Origin of the sequence: Dactylosporangium sp. CA-152071, assembly GCF_050936335.1 — a bacterium.
In the GTDB taxonomy this organism is placed as follows: domain Bacteria; phylum Actinomycetota; class Actinomycetes; order Mycobacteriales; family Micromonosporaceae; genus Dactylosporangium; species Dactylosporangium maewongense.
The window spans coordinates 4,252,068-4,277,268 of record NZ_JBNJMZ010000001.1; the positions used below are offsets into that span (position 1 = coordinate 4,252,068).

The 25,201-nt window shown below is 71.5% G+C and carries 19 protein-coding genes and 1 riboswitch; of the genes, 7 read left to right on the forward strand and 12 right to left on the reverse strand.

Going from position 1 to position 25,201, the window contains the following annotated elements:
- Positions 1 to 37: 37 nt before the first annotated feature.
- Together ACQEVZ_RS19045 and serA are read right to left on the reverse strand one after the other, a co-directional pair.
- Positions 38 to 1,066, reverse strand: coding sequence for a 3-isopropylmalate dehydrogenase (locus tag ACQEVZ_RS19045; protein WP_344508113.1), 1,029 nt, complete (start codon positions 1,064 to 1,066; stop codon positions 38 to 40).
- Between the two features lie 142 nt (positions 1,067 to 1,208).
- Complete coding sequence (serA, locus tag ACQEVZ_RS19050) at positions 1,209 to 2,819, reverse strand: phosphoglycerate dehydrogenase (RefSeq protein ID WP_433368220.1); 1,611 nt, start codon at positions 2,817 to 2,819, stop codon at positions 1,209 to 1,211.
- A 301-nt stretch (positions 2,820 to 3,120) separates the two neighbouring features.
- On the opposite strand from serA, the gene ACQEVZ_RS19055 reads away from it, so the two are divergent.
- Positions 3,121 to 3,498 (forward strand): TipAS antibiotic-recognition domain-containing protein, encoded by a 378-nt coding sequence (locus ACQEVZ_RS19055; RefSeq protein WP_344508117.1) that lies wholly within the window; start codon positions 3,121 to 3,123, stop codon positions 3,496 to 3,498.
- Positions 3,499 to 3,533: 35 nt separating this feature from the next.
- Here the strand turns inward: ACQEVZ_RS19055 and ilvC are convergent, their stop codons facing one another.
- The 3 genes from ilvC to ACQEVZ_RS19070 are packed head-to-tail and all read right to left on the reverse strand — an operon-like array spanning position 3,534 to position 6,969.
- On the reverse strand, positions 3,534 to 4,547 hold the full coding sequence (gene ilvC / locus ACQEVZ_RS19060) for a ketol-acid reductoisomerase (protein ID WP_344508119.1): 1,014 nt from the start codon (positions 4,545 to 4,547) through the stop codon (positions 3,534 to 3,536).
- Positions 4,548 to 4,568: 21 nt separating this feature from the next.
- Complete coding sequence (gene ilvN / locus ACQEVZ_RS19065; protein WP_344508120.1) at positions 4,569 to 5,087, reverse strand: acetolactate synthase small subunit; 519 nt, start codon at positions 5,085 to 5,087, stop codon at positions 4,569 to 4,571.
- Position 5,088: 1 nt separating this feature from the next.
- Positions 5,089 to 6,969 carry an acetolactate synthase large subunit gene (locus tag ACQEVZ_RS19070; RefSeq protein ID WP_344508122.1) on the reverse strand — a complete coding sequence of 627 codons (1,881 nt, stop codon included), beginning with the start codon at positions 6,967 to 6,969 and terminating at the stop codon, positions 5,089 to 5,091.
- 227 nt (positions 6,970 to 7,196) lie between these two features.
- Here ACQEVZ_RS19070 and ilvD point away from each other — a divergent pair, with 227 nt between their 5' ends.
- Positions 7,197 to 9,041 (forward strand): dihydroxy-acid dehydratase, encoded by a 1,845-nt coding sequence (gene ilvD / locus ACQEVZ_RS19075; RefSeq protein ID WP_433368226.1) that lies wholly within the window; start codon positions 7,197 to 7,199, stop codon positions 9,039 to 9,041.
- A gap of 66 nt (positions 9,042 to 9,107) precedes the next feature.
- A riboswitch (ZMP/ZTP riboswitch) is annotated at positions 9,108 to 9,196 on the forward strand.
- 23 nt (positions 9,197 to 9,219) lie between these two features.
- Positions 9,220 to 10,482, forward strand: a complete 1,263-nt coding sequence (gene glyA, locus ACQEVZ_RS19080; protein ID WP_344508126.1) for a serine hydroxymethyltransferase — start codon at positions 9,220 to 9,222, stop codon at positions 10,480 to 10,482.
- A gap of 87 nt (positions 10,483 to 10,569) precedes the next feature.
- On the opposite strand, the gene ACQEVZ_RS19085 is transcribed toward glyA, so the two are convergent.
- Positions 10,570 to 15,075, reverse strand: coding sequence for a hypothetical protein (locus tag ACQEVZ_RS19085; protein WP_433368230.1), 4,506 nt, complete (start codon positions 15,073 to 15,075; stop codon positions 10,570 to 10,572).
- A 192-nt stretch (positions 15,076 to 15,267) separates the two neighbouring features.
- Here ACQEVZ_RS19085 and ACQEVZ_RS19090 point away from each other — a divergent pair, with 192 nt between their 5' ends.
- Positions 15,268 to 15,627, forward strand: a complete 360-nt coding sequence (locus ACQEVZ_RS19090) for a PH domain-containing protein (protein ID WP_344508130.1) — start codon at positions 15,268 to 15,270, stop codon at positions 15,625 to 15,627.
- Here the strand turns inward: ACQEVZ_RS19090 and ACQEVZ_RS19095 are convergent.
- Genes ACQEVZ_RS19095 through ACQEVZ_RS19105 form a run of 3 tightly spaced genes read right to left on the reverse strand, consistent with a single transcriptional unit; the run spans position 15,621 to position 18,236 of the window.
- The gene (locus ACQEVZ_RS19095; RefSeq protein WP_433368234.1) at positions 15,621 to 16,505 is read right to left on the reverse strand and encodes a 2-hydroxyacid dehydrogenase; all 885 of its coding nucleotides are present in this window, start codon (positions 16,503 to 16,505) and stop codon (positions 15,621 to 15,623) included. The genes ACQEVZ_RS19090 and ACQEVZ_RS19095 overlap by 7 nt on opposite strands.
- 16 nt (positions 16,506 to 16,521) lie before the next feature.
- On the reverse strand, positions 16,522 to 17,748 hold the full coding sequence (locus tag ACQEVZ_RS19100; protein WP_433368237.1) for a hypothetical protein: 1,227 nt from the start codon (positions 17,746 to 17,748) through the stop codon (positions 16,522 to 16,524).
- Positions 17,745 to 18,236, reverse strand: coding sequence for a SigE family RNA polymerase sigma factor (locus tag ACQEVZ_RS19105; protein ID WP_433368240.1), 492 nt, complete (start codon positions 18,234 to 18,236; stop codon positions 17,745 to 17,747). The genes ACQEVZ_RS19100 and ACQEVZ_RS19105 overlap by 4 nt, the downstream gene beginning before the upstream one ends.
- Positions 18,237 to 18,315: 79 nt before the next feature.
- Between ACQEVZ_RS19105 and ACQEVZ_RS19110 the strand changes: the two genes are divergently transcribed.
- Positions 18,316 to 19,506, forward strand: coding sequence for a PQQ-dependent sugar dehydrogenase (locus ACQEVZ_RS19110; protein WP_425552355.1), 1,191 nt, complete (start codon positions 18,316 to 18,318; stop codon positions 19,504 to 19,506).
- A complete protein-coding gene (locus tag ACQEVZ_RS19115) occupies positions 19,503 to 21,155 on the forward strand; it encodes a metallophosphoesterase family protein (RefSeq protein ID WP_344508136.1) in 1,653 nt (550 codons plus the stop codon). Before ACQEVZ_RS19110 ends, ACQEVZ_RS19115 begins: the two co-directional genes overlap by 4 nt.
- Positions 21,156 to 21,403: 248 nt before the next feature.
- On the opposite strand, the gene gatB is transcribed toward ACQEVZ_RS19115, so the two are convergent.
- Complete coding sequence (gene gatB / locus ACQEVZ_RS19120) at positions 21,404 to 22,897, reverse strand: Asp-tRNA(Asn)/Glu-tRNA(Gln) amidotransferase subunit GatB (RefSeq protein ID WP_433368245.1); 1,494 nt, start codon at positions 22,895 to 22,897, stop codon at positions 21,404 to 21,406.
- 77 nt (positions 22,898 to 22,974) lie between these two features.
- On the opposite strand from gatB, the gene ACQEVZ_RS19125 reads away from it, so the two are divergent.
- Positions 22,975 to 23,151, forward strand: coding sequence for a DUF4236 domain-containing protein (locus ACQEVZ_RS19125; RefSeq protein WP_344508140.1), 177 nt, complete (start codon positions 22,975 to 22,977; stop codon positions 23,149 to 23,151).
- A 44-nt stretch (positions 23,152 to 23,195) separates the two neighbouring features.
- Here the strand turns inward: ACQEVZ_RS19125 and gatA are convergent, their stop codons facing one another.
- Both gatA and gatC read right to left on the reverse strand, forming a co-directional pair.
- Positions 23,196 to 24,671, reverse strand: coding sequence for an Asp-tRNA(Asn)/Glu-tRNA(Gln) amidotransferase subunit GatA (gene gatA / locus ACQEVZ_RS19130; protein ID WP_360568222.1), 1,476 nt, complete (start codon positions 24,669 to 24,671; stop codon positions 23,196 to 23,198).
- A 3-nt stretch (positions 24,672 to 24,674) separates the two neighbouring features.
- Positions 24,675 to 24,974: an Asp-tRNA(Asn)/Glu-tRNA(Gln) amidotransferase subunit GatC gene (gene gatC, locus ACQEVZ_RS19135; protein ID WP_344508144.1), complete on the reverse strand. Its 300-nt coding sequence runs from the start codon at positions 24,972 to 24,974 to the stop codon at positions 24,675 to 24,677.
- Between the last annotated feature and the right edge of the window lie 227 nt (positions 24,975 to 25,201).

Consider the following 25,201-nt stretch of genomic DNA (forward strand, 5'->3'; position numbering starts at 1 on the left):
CAACTTACCCCGAACGGTCGTTCAACTGCACGGAGGGTCAGGCGACCGCGGCGGCCAGCCGGTCGCCGATCGCGTCCGTGGACAGCGCCGAGCCGGGCGTCCGGGCGGCGACCTCGGCGCCGACCGCGGACGTGACCTTGGCGGCCGCGTCGGGGTGGCCGAGGTGGTCCAGCAGCAGCGCCGTGGACAGCACGGCGGCGGACGGGTCGGCGATGCCCTTGCCGGCGATGTCCGGCGCGGAGCCGTGGACCGGCTCGAACATCGACGGGAAGGCGCGCTCGGGGTTGATCGAGCCGCTGGCCGCGAGGCCGATACCGCCCGTGACGGCGGCCGCGATGTCGGTGAGGATGTCGCCGAAGAGGTTGTCGGTGACGACGACGTCGTAGCGCTGCGGGTTGCTCACCAGGAACATGGCGGCGGCGTCGACGTGCTGGTACTCGGTCTCGATGTCCGGGAACTCGGCCTTCACCGCGTTGAACGTGCGGGCCCACAGGCCGCCGGCGTGGGTGAGCACGTTGGTCTTGTGCACCAGGGTCACCTTGCGCCGCTCACGCTTCGCGGCCCGGGCGAACGCGTCGCGGATGACCCGCTCGACGCCGTGGCGGGTGTTGAGGCTCTCCTCGGTGGCGACCTCGGCGGGCGTGCCCGGGTGCAGGTTGCCGCCGGCCCCGACGTACAGGCCCTCGGTGCCCTCGCGGACGACCACGAGGTCGATCTCGCCGGGCTTCACGCCGGCGAGCGGGCTGGTGGTGCCGGGCCACAGGCGCGACGGGCGCAGGTTCACGTACTGGTCGAAGTCGAACCGCAGCTTCAGCAGCAGGCCGCGCTCCAGCACGCCCGGCGGGACGGTCGGGTCGCCGACGGCGCCGAGCAGGATGGCGTCGTGGCCGCGCAGCTCCTCCAGGACGCTGTCGGGCAGCACCTCGCCGGTGCGGTGGTAGCGGGCGGCGCCGAGGTCATAGTCGGTCGTCTCGACGTCCGGAAGGATGACCCGCAGGACCTTGAGCGCCTGCGCCACCACTTCGGTCCCGATGCCGTCCCCGGCCACGACCGCGATCTTCGCCACCACTGTGCCCCTTTCCTCGGACCTGCCCACGGTACGCGCTTGTCCTAGAGCGTGGACGCGCATCTCAAACAATGGACAGCGGATGAAAATAAGACGGGGGCAGGGAGAGCCGCCACTCTCCCCGCCCCCTAGGAGGAACGTCTTACTCGCCCGACAGGTCGACCGTGCTCGCCGCCGTGGCGCCGATGGCCTGCTGGGCCTCGTTGAGCAGGTCCGCGTGCACGGACTGGTCGACGGTCAGCGTCATCAGCGCCTCGCCGCCGGCTTCGCGCCGGGCGACCTGCATCGCCGCGATGTTGACCCCCGCAGTCCCCAGTATCGACCCCACCAATCCGACGACGCCGGGGCGGTCGGCATATCGGAAGAACAGCAGCACGCCCTCCGCGGCGAGCTCGAGGCTGAAGCCGTCGATCTCCGTCAGCTTCAGGGCCTCTCGCGGTCCCGCGACATACGTGCCGGACACGGAGGCTACCCTGCCGTCGGGCAGTACACCGCGCACGGTCACCAGGTTGGTCTGATCGGCGGACTCGGTGAACACCGCGAGGGCCACCTCGACCCCCCGATCGGCCGCCAGATGCGGTGCGTTCACATAGGTGACCTGCTCTGCGACGACGCTGCTGAACAGGCCTTTCGTCGCGGCGAGCTTCAGCACCGACACGTCGTGATGTGCCACCTCGCCGTGCACCTCGACGGTGACGGCCGAGGCGATCCCGCCGGCGACCGCGGTGAAGGCCCGGCCGAGCTTCTCCGCGAGCGGCAGCAGCGGCCGCACCTCCTCGGCGACGACGCCGCCGACCTGGACGTTGACCGCGTCGGGGACGAACTCGCCGTCGAGCGCCAGCTTGACGCTGCGGGCGACGGCCAGCCCGGCCTTGTCCTGCGCCTCGACCGTCGACGCGCCCAGGTGCGGGGTGGCGACCACGTTGTCGAACACGAACAGTGGCGAAGCGACGCATGGCTCCTTGGCGAAGACGTCGATGCCGGCGCCGGCGACCCGGCCGTCGGCGATCGCGTCGGCGAGCGCCTGCTCGTCGACGAGGCCGCCGCGGGCCGCGTTGATGATCCTCACACCCGGCTTGACGATGCCCAGCTCACGGACGCCGATGAGGCCGACGGTCTCCGGGGTCTTCGGCAGGTGGATCGAGATGAAGTCGCTCTCGCGCAGCAGCTCGTCGAGGCCGAGCAGGCGCACGCCGAGGGCGGCCGCACGGGCCGGCTGGATGTAGGGGTCGTACGCGACGAGCCGGACCCCGAACGCCGCCATCCGCTGGGCGAACAGCACGCCGATGCGGCCGAGGCCGACGACGCCGACGACCTTGCCGGACAGCTCGACGCCGGTGTACTTGGACCGCTTCCACTCCCCCGCCTTCAGCGCGGCGGAGGCGGCGGCGGTGTTGCGGGCGACGGCGAGCAGCAGCGCGACGGCCTGCTCGGCGGCGGAGACGATGTTGGACGTCGGCGCGTTGACGACCATGACGCCGCGGGCGGTGGCGGCGGGGACGTCGACGTTGTCGAGGCCGACGCCGGCACGGGCGACGACCTTGAGCCTCGGTGCGGCGGCGACGGCCTCGGCGTCGACCTGGGTGGCGCTGCGCACGATGATCGCGCTGGCGTCGGCGAGTGACTTGAGCAGCGCCGGACGGTCGGTGCCGTCGATGTGACGGACCTCGTAGTCGTCGGCGAGCACCTCTAGGGCGGAAGGAGCGAGCTCCTCGGCGATCAGCACCACCGGGCGTTCAGGAGGGAGGGTCATACGGACCTCGACTCTCGGGCTTCGGCTGGCGTCGATGCGAGGCGCGCGGCACTGCACGCCACGCACTTGGAACGGCGACGGGACCGGGCGGGGCGGCCTCTTCCGCCGATGGTAGGCCCGGGGCCGCGACCGCCCGTCCCCGCGCGGACGTGAGCGCGATCACAGCTGCCCGTTCGGGTGACCGGCCGGCAGCGACCCGACCTGCCCCTTCTGAACCCCTGACGCACCCGAAGGGCCCGCTTGACTCTCCCGCCACTGGAGACCTGACGCTGGTCGTACCGACGCAGCAAAGGAGACGAAGATGGAGAATCCCTACGCGGAAGAGGCCGAGCAGCGGTGGGGCCAGACCGAGGCCTACCGGCAGTCGGCGGAGCGGACCGCGAAGTACACGCCGCAGGACTGGGAACGCATCAAGGCCGAGGCGGCCGCGAACACGGCGGCGTTCACCAGGGCGTTCGTCGACGGCGAGCCGGCGCAGGGGGAGCCGGCGATGGATCTGGCCGAGGCGCACCGGCAGCACATCAGCCGCTGGTTCTACGACTGCGGCAGCGAGCTCCACCGCGGCCTCGGCGACATGTACGTCGCGGACCCGCGCTTCACGGCGAACTACGACACGGACCACCCGGGCCTGGCGCAGTTCATCCGGGACGCGATCCACGCGAACGCGGCGCGCGCGTAACGAAGAAGGGGGGCCGAGGCCCCCCTTCTCAGATGTCAGGCCGTCTCGGTGATGGGCCGGTCGACCCAGCTCATCATCGAGCGCAGCTTCTGGCCGGTCTCCTCGATCGGGTGCGCCGCACCCTGCTCGCGGAGCTTGGTGAAGTTGGGGCGGCCGGCGTCGTCCTCGGCGATCCACTCGCGGGCGAACTCGCCCGACTGGATCTCGGCGAGGATCTTCTTCATCTCCTCCTTGGTCCGGGCGTCGACGACGCGCGGGCCGCGGGAGTAGTCGCCGTACTCGGCGGTGTCGGACACGCTGTAACGCATCCGGGCGATGCCGCCCTCGTACATGAGGTCCACGATCAGCTTGAGCTCGTGGAGGCACTCGAAGTAGGCGATCTCCGGGGCGTAGCCCGCCTCGGTGAGCACCTCGAAACCGGTCTGGACGAGCGCCGAGGCGCCGCCGCAGAGGACCGCCTGCTCGCCGAACAGGTCGGTCTCGGTCTCCTCCTTGAACGTGGTCTTGATGGCGCCGGCGCGGGTGCCGCCGATGCCGGCCGCGTACGCGAGGGCGAGGGCGAACGCGTTGCCGGTCGCGTCCTGCTCGACCGCGACGAGGCACGGCACGCCCTTGCCGTCCACGAACTGGCGACGGACCAGGTGGCCCGGGCCCTTCGGGGCGACCATCGCGACATCGACGTCGGCGGGGGGCGTGATGAACCCGTACCGGATGTTGAGACCGTGACCGAAGAACAGCGCCTTGCCGGCGGTCAGGTGCGGCTCGACCGACTCGGTGTAGAGGGAGCGCTGCGCGGTGTCGGGCGCCAGGATCATGATGACGTCCGCCTCGGCGGAGGCCTCGGCCGGCGAGAGGACCCGCAGGCCCTGCTCCTCCGCCTTCGCCCGGCTCTTGGAACCCTCCGGAAGGCCGACGCGGACGTCGACACCGGAGTCACGCAGGGACAGCGCGTGGGCGTGGCCCTGGCTGCCGTAACCGAGGACCGCGACCTTGCGGCCCTGGATCAACGACAGGTCGGCGTCGTCGTCGTAGAACACCTCGGCGGACATTGTGTTTCCTTTCAACATTTGTCAGGACGCGGCGCGCAGCGCCGGGCCCGTGGTGATGGAGCGGGAGCCACGGCCGATGGCCACGACGCCGGACTGGACCATTTCCTTGATACCGAACGGCTCCAGGTCCCGGAGCAGTGCGTCCAGTTTTTCCGACGTGCCGGTGGCCTCGATCGTGAGGGCGTCCGGCGAGACGTCGACCACGCGGGCCCGGAACAGGTTCACCGTCTCCAGGACCTGAGAGCGGACCGGCCGCTCGGCGCGCACCTTCACCAGCAGCAGCTCGCGCTGGACGCTGGCGTTGCCGTCGAGCTCGACGATCTTCAGGACCTGCACCAGCTTGTTGAGCTGCTTGGTCACCTGCTCGAGCGGGCTGTCCTCGGCGTTGACGACGATCGTCATCCGGGAGACCTCGGGGTGCTCGGTCTCACCGACCGCGAGGGAGTCGATGTTGAAGCCACGGCGGGCGAACAGGCCGGCGACCCTCGCGAGGATGCCCGGCTTGTTCTCCACCAGGACTGACAGGGTGTGGGTGGTCATCTCAGACGTCGTCCTTATCGAACTTGGGCGCGACCCCGCGGGCGAACATGATCTCGTCGTTGCTGGTGCCGGCGGCGACCATCGGCCACACCATGGCGTCCTTGCCGACGACGAAGTCGATGACGACCGGCTGGTCGGTGACCTTCATCGCCGCCTCGATCGTGGCGTCGACGTCCTGCTTGCTCTCGCAGCGCAGGCCGACGCAGCCGAGCGCGTCGGCGAGCTTCACGAAGTCGGGGATGCGGTGCTTGTGGGTGCCCAGCTCGGTGTTGGAGTACCGCTGGTCGTAGAAGAGCGTCTGCCACTGCCGGACCATGCCCAGGTTGCCGTTGTTGATGACGGCGACCTTGATCGGGATGCCTTCCAGGGCGCAGGTGGCGAGCTCCTGGTTGGTCATCTGGAAGCAGCCGTCGCCGTCGATCGCCCAGACGACCTTGTCGGGCCGGCCGACCTTGGCGCCCATCGCGGCGGGCACCGCGTAGCCCATCGTGCCGAGACCGCCGGAGTTGAGCCAGGTCGCCGGGTGCTCGTACTTCACGAACTGCGCGGCCCACATCTGGTGCTGGCCGACCCCGGCGGTGTAGATCGCCTCGGGACCGACGATCGCGCCGATGCGTTCGATGACGTACTGCGGGGCAAGGGTGCCGTCGGACGGCTCCTCGTATCCGAGGGGGTACCGGCCGCGGATGTCGTCCAGCGTCGCCCACCAGTCGGTGAGCGCGACCTTGTGCCCCGCGGTGTGCTCGGCGGTGACGGCGCCGATCAGCTCCTCGATGACGTGCTTGGCGTCGCCGACGATCGGCACGTCCGCCACCCGGTTCTTGCCGATCTCGGCGGGGTCGATGTCGGCGTGGATGATCAGCGCGTTCGGCGCGAACGTGCTCAGGTCGCCGGTGACCCGGTCGTCGAAACGGGCGCCGAGGGTGATCAGCAGGTCGGCCTTCTGCAGCGCGTAGACGGCGCCGACGCTGCCGTGCATGCCGGGCATGCCCAGGTGCTGCGGGTGCGAGTCGGGGAACGCGCCGCGGGCCATCAGCGTCGTGACGACCGGCGCGCCGGTCAGCTCGGCGAGCTTGCGCAGCACCTCCGACGCGTGCGCCTTGATGACGCCGCCGCCGACGTAGAGCACGGGCCGCTTCGCGGCGGCGATGAGCCGGGCCGCCTCGCGGATCTGCTTGCCGTGCGGGTGGAGCGTCGGGTGGTAGCCGGGCAGGTCCAGCGTCGGCGGCCACTTGAACGTCGTCTGCTTGACCAGCACGTCCTTGGGGATGTCGACGAGGACCGGGCCGGGGCGGCCGGTCGAGGCCAGGTGGAACGCCTCGGCCAGGATCCGCGGCAGCTCCTCCCCGGTCTTGACCAGGTAGTTGTGCTTGGTGATCGGCAGCGTGATCCCGGCGATGTCGGCTTCCTGGAACGCGTCGGTGCCGATGGAGGCCGAGGCGACCTGGCCGGTGATCGCGACCATCGCGACGGAGTCCATGTATGCGTCGGCGATCGGCGTGACCAGGTTGGTCGCGCCCGGGCCGGACGTCGCCATGCAGACGCCGACCTTGCCGGTGGCCTGCGCGTAGCCGGTCGCGGCGTGCCCGGCGCCCTGCTCGTGGCGGACCAGGATGTGCCGGACGGACTCGGAGTCGAACAGCGGGTCGTACGCGGGGAGGATCGCGCCGCCGGGAATGCCGAAGACGACGTCCGCGCCGAGCGCCTCGAGCGACCGCACCAGCACCTGAGCGCCGGTCAGAAGCTCCGGCTTCTTCTCTACGGCCGTCTTGTCCGACCGGTCGGCGGCGGCCGGCGCGGTGGAGCCCGGCGGCGTCGCCGGAGCGGCGGGTGCGGCCGGGTGCGCTCGGTGGGCGAGGACTTCAGGCGTGGGTCTCGTCATCGCATTTCGCACTTTCGCTCGAATGGTGTCTTGGTCGCGGCTAGGACTGGCTTGGACATGAAAAAACCCCTCCGTGCGATGCACGAGGGGCTAGCGCGCTGACGGCAGGCGTCGGCGCGCTAGATGATAAGTACTCGCAGCGACCTCGACGACATTCCCCCACTCTTGCGCATCTCACCGCCCGAGTCAACCGGTCCCACGATCTGGAACGTGTCAGACTCACAAGTATGCCCGAGCTGCGATCCAAAACCTCCACTTCTGGTCGCAACATGGCCGGCGCACGCGCCCTCTGGCGCGCCACCGGCATGACCGACGCAGATTTCGGTAAGCCCATCGTCGCCATCGCCAACAGCTTCACGCAGTTCGTGCCGGGCCATGTCCACCTGCGCAACCTCGGGATCATCGTCGCGGACGCGGTCGCCGAGGCCGGTGGGGTCGCCAAGGAGTTCAACACCATCGCCGTCGACGACGGCATCGCCATGGGCCACGGCGGGATGCTCTACTCGCTGCCCAGCCGCGAGCTCATCGCCGACGCCGTCGAGTACATGGTGCAGGCGCACTGCGCCGACGCGCTCGTGTGCATCTCCAACTGCGACAAGATCACGCCCGGCATGCTGCTCGCCGCGCTCCGCCTCAACATCCCCACCGTCTTCGTCTCCGGCGGCCCCATGGAAGCCGGAAAGACCGTCGCGATCGAGGGCGTCGTGCACGCCAAGCTCGACCTCATCGACGCGATGATCGCCTCCGCCAACGAGGCGGTCACCGACGAGCAGCTGGGCCAGATCGAGCGCTCCGCCTGCCCGACCTGCGGCTCCTGCTCCGGCATGTTCACCGCCAACTCGATGAACTGCCTCACCGAGGCGATCGGCCTCGCCCTGCCCGGCAACGGCTCCACCCTCGCCACCCACAGCGCCCGCAAGGCCCTCTTCGAGCGGGCCGGCTCGCTCGTCGTCGAGCTGTGCAAGCAGTACTACGAGGGTGATGACGCGTCGGTACTGCCGCGCGCGATCGCCACCCGCGAGGCGTTCGAGAACGCGGTCGCCCTCGATGTCGCCATGGGCGGGTCCACCAACACCGTCCTGCACCTGCTCGCGGCCGCCCGCGAGGCCGAGGTCGACTTCAGCGTCGCCGACATCGACGGCATCTCCCGCCGGGTGCCGTGCCTGTCGAAGGTCGCGCCCAACAGCCCCAAGTACCACATGGAGGACGTCCACCGCGCCGGCGGCATCCCCGCCATCCTCGGCGAGCTCAACCGCGCGGGCCTGCTTCGGGATGGGGTCCGCAGCGTCCACTCGCCCGACCTGTCCAGCTGGCTGGCCGAATGGGACATCCGTTCCGGGAACGCTTCCGAAACCGCGCTCGAGCTCTTCCACGCCGCGCCCGGCGGGGTCCGCACCGTTGAGCCGTTCTCCACGTCCAACCGCTGGGCGACGCTCGACACCGACGCCGCCGAGGGATGCATCCGCTCCAAGGAGCACGCCTACAGCGCCGACGGCGGCCTCGCGATCCTGTTCGGCAACATCGCCCCCGACGGCTGCGTCGTCAAGACCGCCGGCGTGCCCGAGGAGAACCTCGTCTTCCACGGCACGGCACGGGTCTTCGAGTCGCAGGAGTCCGCGGTGGACGGCATCCTCGCCAAGGAGGTCGTCCCCGGTGACGTGGTGGTCATCCGGTACGAGGGCCCGAAGGGCGGGCCGGGCATGCAGGAGATGCTCTACCCGACGTCGTTCCTGAAGGGGCGGGGCCTGGGGCGCGCCTGCGCGCTCATCACCGACGGCCGCTTCTCCGGCGGCACCTCCGGCCTCTCCATCGGTCACATCTCGCCCGAGGCGGCCGGCGGCGGGCTCATCGCCCTCGTCGAGGACGGCGACCGGATCGAGATCGACATCCCGCACCGCTCGATCAGCCTCATCGTCGACGAGGACGTGCTGACCGCGCGCCGCGTCGCGCAGGAGAAGCGCGAGCGGCCGTACACGCCGCTGGACCGGCAGCGACCCGTCTCGGCGGCGCTGCGCGCGTACGCGTCGATGGCCACCGCGGCCAGCGACGGCGCCTACCGCAAGGTGCCGTAACGGTCGTCACCCCGGGCCAGTTCGATCGGATCGGCCCGGGGTTTCTGCCCGGTCGTGCACTAGCATCGGTGGTACTGCGACTGGCGCACATCAAGGTGGAACCGACCACCGGGGAGCTTCCTGCATCGCTGGCACCGCGCGCCTGGGTGCCACGGTCACCCGTATGGGAGGAAGCCCCATGCATGTTCCCGCCCTGCCGTCGATCACCTCGGCCGACCCCGACCTCGCGGACCTGATCCAGCGCGAGGCCGCCCGGCAGCACGACACGCTGCGGATGATCGCCTCTGAGAACTACGTCTCCCAGGCCGTCCTCGAAGCGACCGGCACCGTCCTCACCAACAAGTACTCCGAGGGCTACCCCGGCAAGCGGTACTACGAGGGCCAGCGCTTCATCGACCCGATCGAGGAGCTGGCGATCGCCCGCGCCAAGTCGGTCTTCGGCGTCGAGCACGCCAACGTGCAGCCCTACTCCGGCTCCCCCGCGAACCTCGCCGTCTACATGGCCCTGGCCGCCCCCGGCGACACCGTCATGGGCATGGCCCTGCCGATGGGTGGCCACCTCACCCACGGCTGGTCCGTCTCGGCGACCGGCGCGTGGTTCCGCCCCGTGCAGTACACGGTCCGCCGGTCCGACGGCCTCATCGACTTCGACGAGGTCCGCGACATCGCCCTGCGGGAACGCCCGAAGCTGATCTTCTCCGGCGGCACGGCCATCCCCCGCACCATCGACTTCCCGCGCTTCGCCGAGATCGCCCGCGAGGTCGGCGCGGTCCTCGTCGCCGACGTCGCGCACATCGCGGGCCTCATCGCCGGCGGCGCGCACCCCTCCCCCGTCGGCCACGCCTCCGTCATCACGACCACCACCCACAAGACCCTCCGCGGCCCGCGCGGCGCGATGCTGCTCTCCACCGCGGAGTACGCCAAGGCGATCGACAAGGCCGTCTTCCCCGGCCTGCAGGGCGGCCCGCACAACCACACGACCGCGGGCATCGCCGTCGCGCTCCGCGAGGCGGCCCAGCCGTCGTTCCGCACCTACGCCCACCAGATCGTCGCCAACGCCCGCGCCCTCGCCGCCGCCCTGCTGGAGCGCGGCTTCGACCTGGTCTCCGGCGGCACCGACAACCACCTCATCCTGATCGACCTCACCGGCAAGAACATCGGCGGCAAGCCCGCCGCCCGCGCCCTCGACCGCGCCGGCATCGAGACGAACTACAACACCGTCCCGTACGACACCCGCAAGCCCTTCGACCCCTCCGGCCTGCGCATCGGCACGCCCGCCCTCACCACCCGCGGCCTCACCGAGACCCAGATGCCCCAGGTCGCCGACTGGATCTCCCGCGCCGTCGACGCCGCCATCAAGTCCGACGACGACGCCTTGGACACGATCGCCGCCGAGGTCCGCGAGCTGCTGTCCGCGTACCCGATGCCCGGCTGGCATTGACCCCACAACACGCGAGGGGCGGCTCCGGTTCGGGTGCCCGGATCCGCCCCTCGTGTGGTTGTTCGTCGCTACTTGCGGCGTTCGTTGCTACTTGCCGCGGCGCAGGAACCGCCGTGACTTCTGGTCGGGATTCTTGGGCTCCTCGTCGAGGTTGAGCTCCAACGGCGCCACATCGTCGTCGAACACCATGTCCCGCGCGCGCTGCCGCTGCCCCGGCACACCCCCGCCAAACCCACCCCGCTCCCCCCGGCCACGGTCCCCGGCCCGCTCGACGTCCTCGCCGCGCCCGCCGAGCCCGCCCCGGTCCTCGCCGCGCCCGCCCCAGTCCTCGCCGCGCCCGCCCCGGTCTTCACCGCGCCCGCTCAGCCCGCCGCGGTCTTCACCGCGCCCACCGAGCCCACCCCGGTCGTCACTGCGGCCACCGAGCCCGCCCCGGTCCTCACCGCGCCCACTCAGCCCGCCGCGGTCCGCCCCACTTGCCCAGTCCCCACCGCGATCCGAACCGCCGCGGTCCGAACTGGCCCAGTCACCGCCACCCCGACCGTTGTCAGCACCGCGCCCCGAACCACTGGCCCAGTCGTCGCCGCCCCGGCCGTTGTCAGCACCGCGCCCCGAACCACTGGCCCAGTCGTCGCCGCCTCGGCCGTTGTCTCCGCGGTCCAAGCCGGCGGCCCAGTCGCCGGTGTGGTCGGGACGGGCGGTGCCGGTGGTGCGCGACGCGGAGCCGGCACGTCGCTCGGACGTGAACTCCCCACTCGGGTCGCTCTCCCAGCCGGTCGTCGGGTCGGTCGCCCAGGAAGGCCGTCCAGCGGGCGTCGAGGGATCGGTCGCCCCGGCCCGTTGCCCGGCGTCCGTCCCTGCGGCCCAGTCACTCCCGGCCGCAGGCGCTCCGGACCCGGGACGCCTGGCCGGGGCATCGCCCGCAGCAGCTTGGCCTTTCTTGCCCTTCCCCGCCTTCGAGAACCCCCACCGCGACCGCTTGGCAGGCTGCTCCACCGGCGCCTCGTCGACACCGGCCCGGGAGCCAGCCGCCGCCTCGGCGTCCCACCAGTCAGCGCCGTCCTCAGCGGCACCCGCCGCCCTCGTGCCCGGCTGCGCGCCGGCCCGGTCGTCGTCTCGTCCACCCGCTCGCGATACGCCGGTCTGCCCCTGCTCCGACCACGTGGCTGCCGAAGCCCCAGCCCTCGGAACCCCCACCTGCCCCTCGTCCGACCCCGCCCGATCCGACCGGTCCTGCTCCGACCGCGCAGACTCCGACCGCCAAGAATCAGCGCGCGAAGACTCTGGACGCGAAGACTCCAGACGCGAAGGCTCCGACCAGGCGCGATCCGAACCAGCCGCATCCGAAGCAGCACGATCCGAGCTCGGAGCGTCTGACCAGTTCCGATCAGAGCGGAGATGATCCGTTTGCGAGGAGTCAGACCAGGACGAGCCCGACCACGAGTCCTCGGAACGGCCCTGCGCCGGCCGCGCGGAGTCCGACCATGAGGAGCCCGAAGACGATCGCTCCGTCAGTGCCGGCCCCGCGGACGAACCCTGCGACCAAGAGTCACGTCCCCACGAAGGTTCCGGCAACGCGTCCGCCCGGGACGGCGTCGACGGCGGGACGGAAGGCCGCTCGACAGGGCTGGCGGAGGGGGCCGGGCCGGCAGAGGCAGGCGAGGACACCGGCCAGGCACCGGAGGGACCGTCCGACGAGCTCCCGAACGCGGAGCCGTCGAACCGCGAGCCGCCCGACCCCGGGAAACCGGAGACCGGAGCGCCTGACGTGGGTCGACCGTAGGCCGGAGCACCCGACGTGGGGCCGCCGAAGGCCGGAGCACCTGACGTGGGGATGCGGGAGGTGGGTCCGCCCGACGTCGGGACGCCGGAGGTGGGAACGCCCGATGTCGGAGCGCTGGACACGGGGTCGTCGGCGGAGTTGTGGGTGGCGGAGGGCTGCTGGCGCTCGCGCCGGCGGAGGGAGCGGGCCTCGGCGTCGGCCTGCCAGGAGCGGCTGAGCTCAAGGGGCTCGGCGACGAGCTCGGGCTTCTCGCCCTCGAACAGACTGCCGGTCCATGCTGGCCGCTCGGCCGGCCGCTCGGCCGGCCGCTCGACGGGGCGCCGGGCCGGGCGGTCACTCGCCGGCGTGCCGAAACGCGCCGGGTCTGCCGGAGTCCGGCCCGGACTGTCCAGGTCGGAGAAGCCACCGCGATCCGACGTCCGGCCGCCGAGATCGGACGCCGGCCCAGGCTCGGACGACCAACCACGGTCCGAAGCCCTGCCAGCCGACTCCGCCGCCGACTCACGAGACGACGACCAACCACGGTCCGACGAGCCACCGGCCAGGTCCGACGACGGCTCACGGGACGAAGACCAGCCGCGATCCGACGAGCCACCAGCCAGATCCGACGACGACCCACGGGACGACGACCAACCACGATCCGACGAATCACCGATCGAATCCGCCGCCGACTCACGCGACGAGGACCAGCCAACCGGCTCCGCCGCCGACTCAAGGGACGAGGACCAGCTGCGATCCGACGAGCCACTGGCCAGGTCCGACGACCCACGAGACGACGACCAGCCACGGTCCGACGAATCACCGATCTCCGCCGCCGGCCCACGAGACGACGACGGCTCACGGGACGAGGACCAGGCACGGTCCGATGAGCCATCGGTCAGGTCCGGCGACGAACCACGGGACGAGGACCAGGCACGGTCTGTGGAGCTGCTGGGCGACGTCGAGGGCGGGGTGTCCGGGCCTGCGGGGGTGTCCAGGGCGAACCCGAACCGGTCAGGGTCGCTGGCGATCTGGTCGAACTCGGACATCAGCGACGCGAACCGGTCGGCCGACGGCTCCGGCGCCGGAGGAGCGGGCCGGAACTCGGGTGCGGGCGGCAGCGTCGACGCGGCGGGGGACGGCGGCTGGGCCGACGCGGCGGGCCAGGTCGAGGGCGGCGGGGACGACGGCCGGGATGGGAAGGGCTCTTCCTCAGGAGCGCGGCGGCGGCCGACGCCCCTGGGCGCATCCGACTCCGCCAAGGCCGGCTCGGCCCGGTCCGACGACCACGAGAACCGGTCTTCCCCGTCGCTGTCGGACAACGACGGGGAAGAGGAGGACCAGCGGCGGTCAGCGGCCGGCTGGCTGCCGAAGTCCTCACGCGGCACGTGGTCGTCAGAGTCCTCGTCGGCACGGGGGTCGGAGCCCGCCGCCGCCCACGCGGCCAGCTTGTTGGCCGACTCGCTGTCCCACGAGCCGACCAGCTCCCGGGTGGTGCGGGACTCCCACGAGTCGCTGGCCGGGTCGGCCGACTCAGGATCGGAGGAGGAAGAGGAAGACAGGTCCGACGAGCGGCCGAAGCGGCTGCGGACCGAGCCGTCCTCCTCGTAGTCGCCGCGGCGGGAGGAGAACCCGTCGCCGTCGGATAAGCGGTCGCGCACCGAGCCGTCCTCGTCATGGTCGCCGCGGCGGGAAGCCGGCGGGGAAGTGGGGTTGGCCGAACTGGCGGAGCGGCCGAAGCGGCCCCGGGTGAGCCGGTCGCGGAGGGAGGCGGGCTCCGCGTCGGTGGACGTGCCGGCGGCCGCAGCGAAGGCGGCGTCCGCGACGGTGGGCGACGCCGGGACGGTGGGGTGCGAGCCGGTGGTCATACGGGCGAAGGAGCGGGCCAGGGGCGACGGCTCGGGCAGCTTGTTGCCGGCGGCGATCACCAGGAGGCGCTCCATGACGGAGAGCTCGACCCGGTAGGGCTCGGCGGCGAGCCAGCGCCCCGCGGCCTCGACCATCTCGTGGGCGTGCACGAGGTGGAGGTGCTCGCCGGGGGCGACGGAGATGACGAGATCCTCGCTGACGTCGCCGCGTGAGGGGGCGACGACGAGGTAGCCGCGGACGGCGCCGCCGACCTTGCCGAGCTGCTCGCGCCAGGTGTGCACCTCGGCGGCGAGGCCGTCGACGTCCTCGGAGCCGGGGACGAAGAGGCGGCCGCCGCGCAGGACCTGGCCGGAGGCGTCCATGGAGAACTCGCCGTGTGGCCAGACGGTCGGCAGGAACAGGGCGACCCGCCGCCCGGCGACGACGAGATGGGTGCAGCCGCCCTCGCCGAGGGCGAAGAACCGGGCCGACGGCAGCACCTCGAGCTCCTTGAGCCGCGGCAGGTGGTCGTCGGGCTTGCCCCACCAGCGGCGGCCGCTGACCGCCTCGTCGATGGCGGCGCGGGACAGCCGGCGCGCGTCGAGCATCAGCGCGGCGAGGAAGGCACCGATGAGCGGCACGTCGAAGCCGAGGTTGACGCCGATGAACTTGATGATGCCGAGAAAGTCGGTCCAGCCGCCGGGCAGCCAGGTGCGGGTGGCCGCGCCCCAGGCGACGGCGCCGGTGACCGCGGCGAGGATCGCGAACATGGGGAAGCCACGCAGCGTGAGGACGAGCACACCGATGAGCGCCAGGATCGCGGCGACGCTCCAGATGATGCTGAGCTCCATGACGCCCCAGCCGGCGACGGCGAGGGCGAGCAGGGCCGCCGCGACGATCAACGCACCCGCGAGCACGCCGGTGGGGCGCACGCCGACCCGGCGGCTGCTCTTGACGCCGGAGTGCCACGTGTTGCCGGTCAAATCCGGGCCTCCAAGCAGCCGCGACCACCGGCACGCCGACTTGTCGCGATCTCGACGAACACGGCACCGAGCGTAACCCTGAGCGCTGTGCCGGGCGAGAGCCGCCCGTCCCGATCCTGCTCCCCCACCGCGCCAGTATGCCCCGACCCACCGACAAGAAGCAGTTCCACGAAAGGTGCGAGACTTGTCCTTGTGACCACCCGAACCACGCGTCCCAAGGTCAGGTTCCGGCGCAGCGCATCGCTCGCCGTGGCGGCCGGCATCGCCACCATCGGCGCCATCCCGCTGCTGGCCGAGAGCCTCTGGTTCCTGCCCGTCCTGCTGGTGCCGATCGCGATCGCCGTGTGGGCGTGGCGGGCCGGCACCGACGTGGACGACGACGGCTTCACGGTGCGGGCGCTGCTGGGCAGCCGCCGCGTGCCGTGGGCCGCGGTCGACGGCCTGGTCAGTCAGGAGGGGGTCGTCCAGGCCCGCCTCGCCAACGGACATTTCGTGAAGCTCGACGCGGTCCGCCCGCAGGACGTCGAGCGCATCACGGCGATGACTCAGTAGCCGTCGACCACCACGTTGATGAGCGGCTGCCCGGCGGCGAACCGTCGCACCTGGTCTCCTGCCAGCGCATAGGCACGGCGGAGCAGACCTCGTACAGAACCCGCGACGTGCGGAGTGATCAGCACGTTCGGCAGGTCCCAGAGCGGATGTGACGCCGGCAACGGCTCCGGGTCGGTGACGTCCGTCGCATAGCCGAGCCGCCCCGACGCCGTCTCGGCGAGGATCGCGGCGGTGTCGACCACGGGTCCCCGGGCCGCGTTGACCAGCAGCGCCCCGTCCGGCATCGCCGCCAGGAACGAGGCCGAGACCAGTCCGGTCGTCTCGGGCGTCAGCGGCACCAGCAGCACCACCACGTCCGCGGACGGCAGCAGCGACGGCAGCTCCTCCACGCCGTGGACGCCGTCCCGCGCGCGCCGGGCGACCGAGGTCACCGACACCTCGAACGGCGCCAGCCGGGCCTCGACCGCGGCGCCGATCGAGCCGGCACCGACGATGAGCACCCGCTTGCCCGCGAACTCGTCGGTCTGCCGATACGACCACTCCCGTCCCGTCCGCACGAAATGCGGGAAATCGCGTAGATAGGCCAGGATCGCCGCCACCACCCACTCCGACGTGGACGAGTCGTGCACCCCGCGGGCGTCGCACAGCTGCACGCCGGGGCGCAGCCGGCCCGCCCACCGGTCGGCGCCGGCGCTCATGAGCTGCACGACCGCGAGCCGCGGCAGCGACGCCGCCAGCTCGACCACGTCCGGCGAGGCGAGGAACGGCGGCACCCAGAACTCGACGTCGTCGGGCGTGACGGAGACGGTGACCGAGACCGCGGCAGGCAGCGGGCCGAGCAGCGCCAGCCCGTCCTCGTGCGGGATGCAAACCTTCACCGGCGAACAGTAGCGATCAGGACCCCCAGTCCGAGACGAGCCTCTCCCCGAACAGCTGCGGCACCTCTTCCAGCAGCCACGTCGAGCCGAGCTCCGCCCCGGTGGCGTCCCGGACGGCGACGGGCCCGGGCCGGGCGTTCGTCACGGCGACGCCGCCGGTCAGCGCCGCGCCGAGGCCGCCGATCTCCGCCCGGACGTAGGCCTGGGTCGCGCCCGGCTGCGCCGTGAAGATCAGCACCCGGTCGCCGAGCTGGCCCGAAGGGGACGGCACCCGGATGACGATCACGTCCGGGTCGGCGCTGATGGAGGTGGACACCACTCCGGAGCCTCCGCGACCGGGCGCCGCCGTGAACGTGGTCGCGACGGTCGCCGCGGCGGGGGCGTCGGCGAGCACCACCGCGACGGCGCCGGAGGGCAGGCGGGCGGTCGACAGCGTCCACGTCCCGGCGGATCCCTCGATCGGACCGCTCCAGCGCTGCCGCAGCGGCTCGTGCTGGATGCCGGCGGAGGAGATCAGGTGCTCGTAGGAGGAGGTGTCGAGCACGGCCGGTGCCTCCGAGCGGATCTTGCCGTCGCAGCCGACCCGCCAGCGCTCCTGCGGGTCGGGCGCCGCCCAGGCCGTCCAGCTGCCGTCCGGCGCGCCCGCCCACTTGTGCTCGACGGTGTTCTCCGGGCTGGCGGAGGCGCCGATCGACCGTTCGATCGCGCAGGCCGCCGGGGCGAGCCCGATGGTGACCGGCACGGCGGTGCTGGTGACGGTGACCAGCGGCCCGAGCGGCCCCGCGACAGCGCCGCCGACGAGGTCCTCCACGGCGCCCTGGATGGGGATGTCGCTGTGGTACAGCGTCGCCGAGCGCTCGCCGTAGCGCACGTACACGAGGAACCGGCGCCCCGACACGTCGCCGAGGAACAGCACCTTGACGCCGTCGGAGAAGGAGGACTCGACGGCGCGCAGCAGGTCCGCGTCGCCGGCGAGCGAGCCGCGGGTCGGCGAGTCGAGCAGCGCCCGCGTCCACGTCGACAGCGGCGGATAGGGCCGCTGCTTCTCGGACGTCGCCGGCTGTACGGCGGGGACCACCCCCGCGACGATCGCGACGGCGACCGTGGCCAGCAGCGACAGCAGTCCGGCCCACCGGCGCCGGCGGCGGCGCAGGAGCCGGCGCATCGGCTCCGGCCGGGGCACGACGGTCCCGGCCGCGTCGCGGAAGGCGTCGCGGAGCGCCTGTTCCAGCTCGGTGCTCATGACGCCCTCCCGGCCAGCAGATCCACACCGAGCACGCCGCGCAGCCGGACCAGCCCGCGCGACGCCTGGCTCTTCACCGATCCGACCGAGATGCCCAGCAGCGAAGCGGTCTCCGTCTCGGTCAGGTCCTCCCAGTACCGCAGCACCAGCACGGCACGCATCCGCGCCGGCAGCCCGTCCAGCGCCTCCAGCAGCATCCGCCGGGCGAGGACCTGATCGGACGGATCCACCCCCGGCCGGTCCGGTGGATCGCCGGTCAGGACCTCGGCGTTGCGCAGCCGCCGCCAGATGCTGGTGCGCTGGTTGACCATGACCCGCCGCACGTAGGCGAACGGCTCGTCGACCCGGTCCCAGTGCCGCATGACCTTCAGCAGGCTGCTCTGCAGCAGGTCCTCGGCGGCGTGCCGGCTGCCGGTCAGCAGAAACGCCGTGCGCAGCAGGTCGCCGTATCGAACCTCGACGAAGTCCTGGAACTCCTCGGCCGCCATATGGCTCCTCTGCACAAGGTCGCAACGCACCGTCACACCAGCAGACGCCGACCCGCGGACAAAGGTTGAAAGGAAGAAGATGTATCGCAACGCTAGTCTTGGGCGGGTGAAAGCCCGGACGTACGCGAAGTGCCTGGCGGCGAGCGCCACGGTCATGCTGGCCCTCGCCGGCTGCTCGTTCGGCCCGCCGCCCCCTGATGAGCTGGGCTCCCCGCCGAAGCTGTCGCCGTATCCGAGCGCGTCGACGTCCGGCGGCGAGGAGGAGGGCGGCCAGACGCAGGTCGCGACGACCGTGCTGGCCAAGGGCCTGGCGGTGCCGTGGGGCATCGCGTTCCTTCCGGACGGTTCCGCGCTGGTCACCGAGCGTGACAGCAAGAAGCTCCTGAAGGTCGGCAAGGAGTCCACGTCCGACGGGCTCACCGTGACGACCGTGCAGACCATCGACGAAGTCGTGCCGGGCGGCGAGGGCGGCCTGATGGGCATCGCGGTGTCGCCGCAGTACGACACGGACAAGACGGTGTTCGTCTACTACACCGCCAAGGACGACAACCGGGTCGCCAAGCTCACGCTCGGCGAGCCGCCGACCCCGATCCTGACCGGCATCCCGAAGGCGGGGATCCACAACGGCGGCCAGATCCACTTCGGACCCGACGGGTTCCTGTACGTGTCGACCGGCGACGCGTCGAAGCCGGAGAACGCGCCGAACCTCAACAGCCTCGGCGGCAAGATCCTGCGGATCCAGCCCGACGGGAAGCCGGCCCCCGGTAACCCGTTCGGAACCGCCGTGTACAGCTTCGGACATCGCAACGTGCAAGGGTTCGCCTGGGACAAGAACAACCGGCTGTATGCCGTGGAGTTCGGCGCCGGCGAATGGGACGAGATCAACGTGATCGAGGCGGGCAAGAACTACGGCTGGCCGACGTACGAGGGCAAGGGCAACGACCCGAAGTTCGTCGACCCGATCCAGGTGTGGAAGACGTCCGAGGCGTCGTGCTCCGGGCTCGCGGCCATGGAGGGGTTCCTCGTCACCTCGTGCCTGAAGGGCGAGCGGCTGTACGTGATGCAGCTCACCGACAAGGGCGGCCTCCTCGGCGAGCCGAGCGCGCTGCTCAAGGACACGCACGGGCGGCTGCGCGCCGCGGTCGCCGCGCCGGACAACAGCATCTGGGTCTCGACGTCGAACAAGGACGGCCGCGGCACGCCGAAGGCCGACGATGACAAGCTGCTGCGGATCGTGATCAGCAACGTGGGCGGGGCCGGAAAGAGTTGACCTCACCGTTCCACCGACGGGCCGCGCTGGCCGCCCGCCGGATCCAGCGCCGGACGATCATGGCGGCCGCCCGGCGGCAACGCCGCACGTTCCGCACCAGCCAGACGGTATGGCGGCGGATCCTGCACGGCGCGCTGCTCGGGGTCGTCGCGATCGTCGGCATGCTCATCGGCGTCGAGCTCGGCGGGCACACGACCCAGGACATCGGGCCGTTCCAGGCGCAGCTGTCACTGACGCCGTCGTGGCACGGCGACACGTCGGTGGAGATCCCGCCGCTGGGGTCGCTGGAGCTGGACAGCCACGACGGCCCGGCCCACCTGGAGATCCGCCTGGAGTCGCTCGACGAGGCGCGGACCAGGGCGGTCGTCGCCGGCGGCGGCAACCTGGAGCAGGTCAGCCACGACGCCGTCGACCAGCTCAACCTGGGCGTGCGCCGGCTGGCGCTGCAGACCGCCGGCTCCGGGCTGCTCGGCGCGCTGATCCTCGTCGGGCTGGTGTTCCGGGCCCGGCGCGAGACGGCGATCGGCGGCTTGGTGGTCGTGGCGGTGCTCGCCTCGGTCGGCGGCGCGACCGCGCTGACGTTCAAGCCCGCCGCGATCCAGGAGCCGACCTACCGCGGCCTGCTGGTGAACGCGCCGGCGATCATCGGTGACGCCCGCCGGATCACCGACCGCTACGAGGAGTACCGCGCGCAGCTGCAGAAGCTGGTCCTCAACGTCTCCAAGCTGTACGGCACGATCTCCGCGCTGCCCGTGTACGAGCCCGACACCAGCGCGACCAAGGTCCTGCACATCTCCGACATGCACCTCAACCCGGCGGCGTGGGGCGTGGTCCGCACCGTCGCCGACCAGTTCAGCGTCGACGTCGTCGTCGACACCGGCGACATCAACGACTGGGGCAGCGAGCCGGAGGCCTCCTACGTCGGGGAGATCAGCAAGCTGCGGGTGCCGTACCTGTACATCCGCGGCAACCACGACTCGGCGGTCACCGCCGCCGCGGTCGCGAAGCAGCCCAACGCGACCGTGCTCGACAACTCGATCACCACGGTCAAGGGCCTGACGTTCGCCGGGATCGGCGACCCCCGGTTCACCCCGGACAAGTCGACCGACGCGACCAACGAGGAGCAGCACGCGGCGGTCGTCTCCTCCGGGCAGCTGCTCGCGGACAAGATCCTGGCCAACCCCAAGCCCGTCGACGTCGCCCTGGTCCACGACCCGGTGGCCGCGCAGCCCCTCGCGGGGATCTGCCCGCTGGTCCTGGCCGGGCACCGGCACGCCCGCTCGATCACGCGGCTCGACCCGACCATTCCGGTCGTGCTGCCGTCCGACGGCGCGTCGCCCGCGGTCACGCAGCCGGAGCGCACCCTGCTGATGGTCGAGGGCTCCACCGGCGGCGCCGGGCTGCGCGGCCTGGAGAGCGCCAAGCCGCTGCCGCTCGCGCTGTCCATCCTGTACTTCGACAAAGACCGCCACCTGACGGCGTACGACGACATCCAGGTCGGCGGGACAGGCCTGACGGAGGTGTCGCTCCAGCGGCACATCGTGGCCCCCGACAAGGCGGCGCCACCACCGTCCCCATCGCCGACGCCATCCGCGTCCGTGACCCCGTCGCCAACGGCAATCGGGGTGACGACCAGCTCGACATCGTGACCACCGACAAGCGGCGCCGACGCCAAGCGCGCGACGACCAGCTCGACATCGCGGTCGCCGACAAAGCGGCGCCGACGCCGTCCGTGACCCGGCGTCGACGGCAAGCGCGACGACCAGATCGACTTCGTGACCGCCGACAAGCGGTGCCGACGCCGAACGCGGTGACCAGCTCGACTTCGTGAGCAGCGACAAAGCGGCGCCGGCACCCTCCGGGATGCCGGCGCCGCCCTCGTCCGTGCCCCCGCCGTCTACGACAAGCGGGCGATGACCAGCTCGCGGACCGTCTTCGCGTCCGCCTTGCCGCCGGTGGCCTTCATGACCGCGCCGACGAGCGCACCAGCGGCGGCGACCTTGCCGTCGCGGACCTTCGCGGCGATGTCGGGGTTGGCGGCGATCGCCTCGTCGACGGCCTTCGTCAGCGCGCCCTCGTCGGAGACGACCTCCAGCCCGCGGGCCGCGACGACCTCGGCGGGCGTGCCCTCACCGGCGATGACGCCTTCCAGCACCACCCGGGCGAGCTTGTCGTTGATCTTGCCAGCGTCGACCAGGCCCTGCAGCTGCGCGACCGCCTCCGGGCTGACGCCGAGCGCGTCGAGCTCCTTGTCGGTCTCGTTGGCGTGCCGGGCCAGCTCCCCCAGCCACCACTTGCGGGCGGCGGCCGCGTTGGTGCCGGCGGCGACGGTCGCCTCGATCAACTCCCAAGCGCCGGCGTTGAGCACCGACTGCATGTCGAGGTCGGAGAAGCCCCACTCGGCCTGCTGGCGCTGGCGGCTGACCCGCGGCAGCTCCGGCAGCGCGGCCTTGAGCTCCGCGACCCACTCCGCGGACGGCGCGAGCGGCACGAGGTCCGGCTCCGGGAAGTACCGGTAGTCGGTCGCCGTCTCCTTGCTGCGGCCGGACGTGGTCTCGCCGGTGTTCTCGTGGAAGTGCCGGGTCTCCTGGATGATCGTCCCGCCGTCGGTGAGGACCCCGGACTGCCGGATGATCTCGGACCGGACGGCCCGCTCGACGCTGCGCAGCGAGTTGACGTTCTTCGTCTCGGTGCGGGTGCCCCACTCCTCGCCGGGCCGGTTCAGCGACGTGTTCACGTCGCAGCGCATCGAGCCCTGCTCCATCCGCACATCGGAGACACCCAGCGAACGGATGACGTCGCGCAGCTCCGTGACATAGGCCTTCGCGATCTGCGGCGCCCGGGCCCCGGTGCCCGGCACGGGCTTGGTCACGATCTCGACGAGGGGGATGCCGGCGCGGTTGTAGTCCACGAGGGACTCGGTGGCGCCGTGGATACGCCCGGTCGAGCCGCCGACGTGCAGCGACTTGCCCGTGTCCTCCTCCAGGTGGACCCGCTCGATGCCGATGCGGACCAGCTCACCGTCGATCTCGACCTCAAGGAAGCCGTCGACGCACAGCGGCTCGTCGTACTGGCTGATCTGGAAGTTCTTCGGCATGTCCGGGTAGAAGTAGTTCTTGCGGGCGAAGCGGCCCCACGGCGCGATCGAGCAGTTGAGCGCGAGCCCGATGCGGATCGTCGCCTCGATCGCGGCACGGTTGGCGACCGGCAGGGAGCCGGGCAGGCCGAGGCAGACCGGGCAGACCTGCGTGTTGGGCTCCGCGCCGAACTCGGTCGGGCAGCCGCAGAACATCTTCGTGTTGGTGCCGAGCTCGACGTGCGTCTCCAGGCCGATGACCGGCTCGAAGCGCGCCACCGCCTCGTCGTACGACAGCTGGGTCGCGGTGCTCATCTAACGCCTACTTTCAGCCTCTGGTGTATCCATGCCCGGCATTGGGTACCAACTGCTCACCTGGAGAGGAGAACGCCATGCCGGTGCAGTTTCGGAAGAGCAAGAAGTTCGGCCCGTTCATTTTCCACTTCACCCAGGAAGGGTTCTCTTCCTGGAGCTTCAAGCTGGGCCCCTGGTCGTGGAACTCGCGGACCAAGAAGAACCGCGTCGACCTCCCCGGCCCCTTCTCGTGGCGCCAGGGCAGCCGCGGCTGAACCCCGGTGAAAGGGCGGCTCTTCACAGGGCCGCCCTTCGACGGTTACAGCGCGGGCGGGGTCAGCGGCGGCAGCGCCGACTCGAGGGCCGCGGCGACCCGGTACATCCGGTCGTCGGCCATCGTCGGCGCCATGATCTGCAGCCCCACCGGCAGCCCTTCGGACAGACCGGCCGGCACGGAGATCGCGGGCCCGCCATACAGGTTCGACGGGATCGTGTAGAGGTCCGCCAGATACATCTGGTAGGGGTCCGACGTGCGTGACCCGAGCGGGAACGCCACGAACGGCGTGGTCGGCGCGACCAGCACGTCCGCCTTGCCGAAGGCCTGCTCGAAGTCCCTGGAGATCAGGGTCCGCACCTTCTGCGCCTGCCCGTAGTAGGCGTCGTAGTAGCCGGCGGACAGCGCATAGGTGCCCAGGATGATCCGGCGCTTGACCTCGGGGCCGAAGCCTTCCTCCCGGGTCAGCTGCATGACCTCTTCGAGCGACCGCTTGCCGTCGTCGCCGCTGCGCAGCCCGAACCGCACGCCGTCGAACCTGGCCAGGTTGGACGAGCACTCGCTCGGCGCGATCAGGTAGTAGGCCGGCAGCGCGAACTTGAAGTTGGGGCACGAGACCTCGACGATCTCCGCGCCCAGCTTCACCAGCGCGTCGACCGACTCGCGATACGCGGCGGCGACGCCGGGCTCGGCGCCTTCCCCGGCGAACTCCTTGACCAGGCCGAGCCGGACCCCGCTGAGGTCACCGGTCGCGCCGAGCCGGGCCGCGCCGACCACGTCGGGCATCGGCTGCGGGATCGACGTCGAGTCGCGCGGGTCATGGCCGCCGATGATCGCGTGCAGCAGCGCCGCGTCCTCGACGGTCCGCGCGCACGGGCCCGGGGTGTCCAGCGAGCTGGAGAAGGCGACGAGACCGTAGCGCGACGTGCCGCCATAGGTCGGCTTCGCGCCGACAGTGCCGGTGACCGCGGCCGGCTGGCGGATCGAGCCGCCGGTGTCGGTGCCGATGGCCAGGGGCGCCTCATACGCCGCGACCGCCGCGGCCGAGCCACCGCCGGAGCCGCCGGGGATCCGGCCGGTGTCCCAGGGGTTGTACGTGGGCCCATACGCCGAATACTCGGTCGAGCTGCCCATCGCGAACTCGTCCATGTTGGTCTTGCCGAGCATGACGAGCCCGGCCTCGCGCATCCGCGTCATGATCGTCGCGTCATACGGCGGCCGCCAGCCCTCGAGAATCTTCGATCCCGCGGTGGTCGGCACGCCCTTGGTCGTGATCACGTCCTTGACGGCGACCGGCACGCCGGCGAGCGGGCGGACCTCGTCGCCCTTGGCGCGGGCGTCGTCGATCTTCTTCGCCTCCGCGAGCGCGCCGTCGCGGTCGACGTGCAGGAACGCGTGGACCTTGCCCTCGACCGCCTCGATCCGCTCCAGGTGGGCGGTGGCGACCTCGACCGCGGACAGCTCCTTCGCGGCGAGCTTGCGGCCGAGCTCGGCCGCGGTCAGCTTGGTGACGTCAGACATCGCTCAGGCCTCCTCGTCCAGGATCCGCGGGACGCGGAAGCGGTTCTCCTCGGCGTCGGGCGCGCCCGACAGCGCCTCCTCGCGCGTCAGCCCCGGCACGACGACGTCGTCGCGGAACACGTTGGTCAGCGGCACGGAGTGCGACGTCGGCGGCACGTCAACCGCGGCGACCTCGCCCACCTGGGCGACGGCCTGCAGGATCACGTCGAGCTGCCCGGCGAATGTGTCGAGCTCGTCATCGGTGACTGCAAGCCGCGCGAGGCGGGCGAGATGCGCCACCTCTTCGCGGGAAATGGTGGCCATGGGTGCGATGCTCCTTCAACAGTCGGCTCGACGCAGTCTATTTCGTCCCCCGCGGTCGCCGTGCGCGACGGTCCGCTCGCCGTTGTCCAATGGCGTTTCCGGCGGGTGTACCCAACGCCGCGGCGCTCTCACCCGGACGGCATTCCTTCACCGTGTCCCCCCACAGTCTTTCCCGCGCGATCTTCGAACTGCCACTGCCGTCGCGCTTCGATCTGCCACTGAACCTA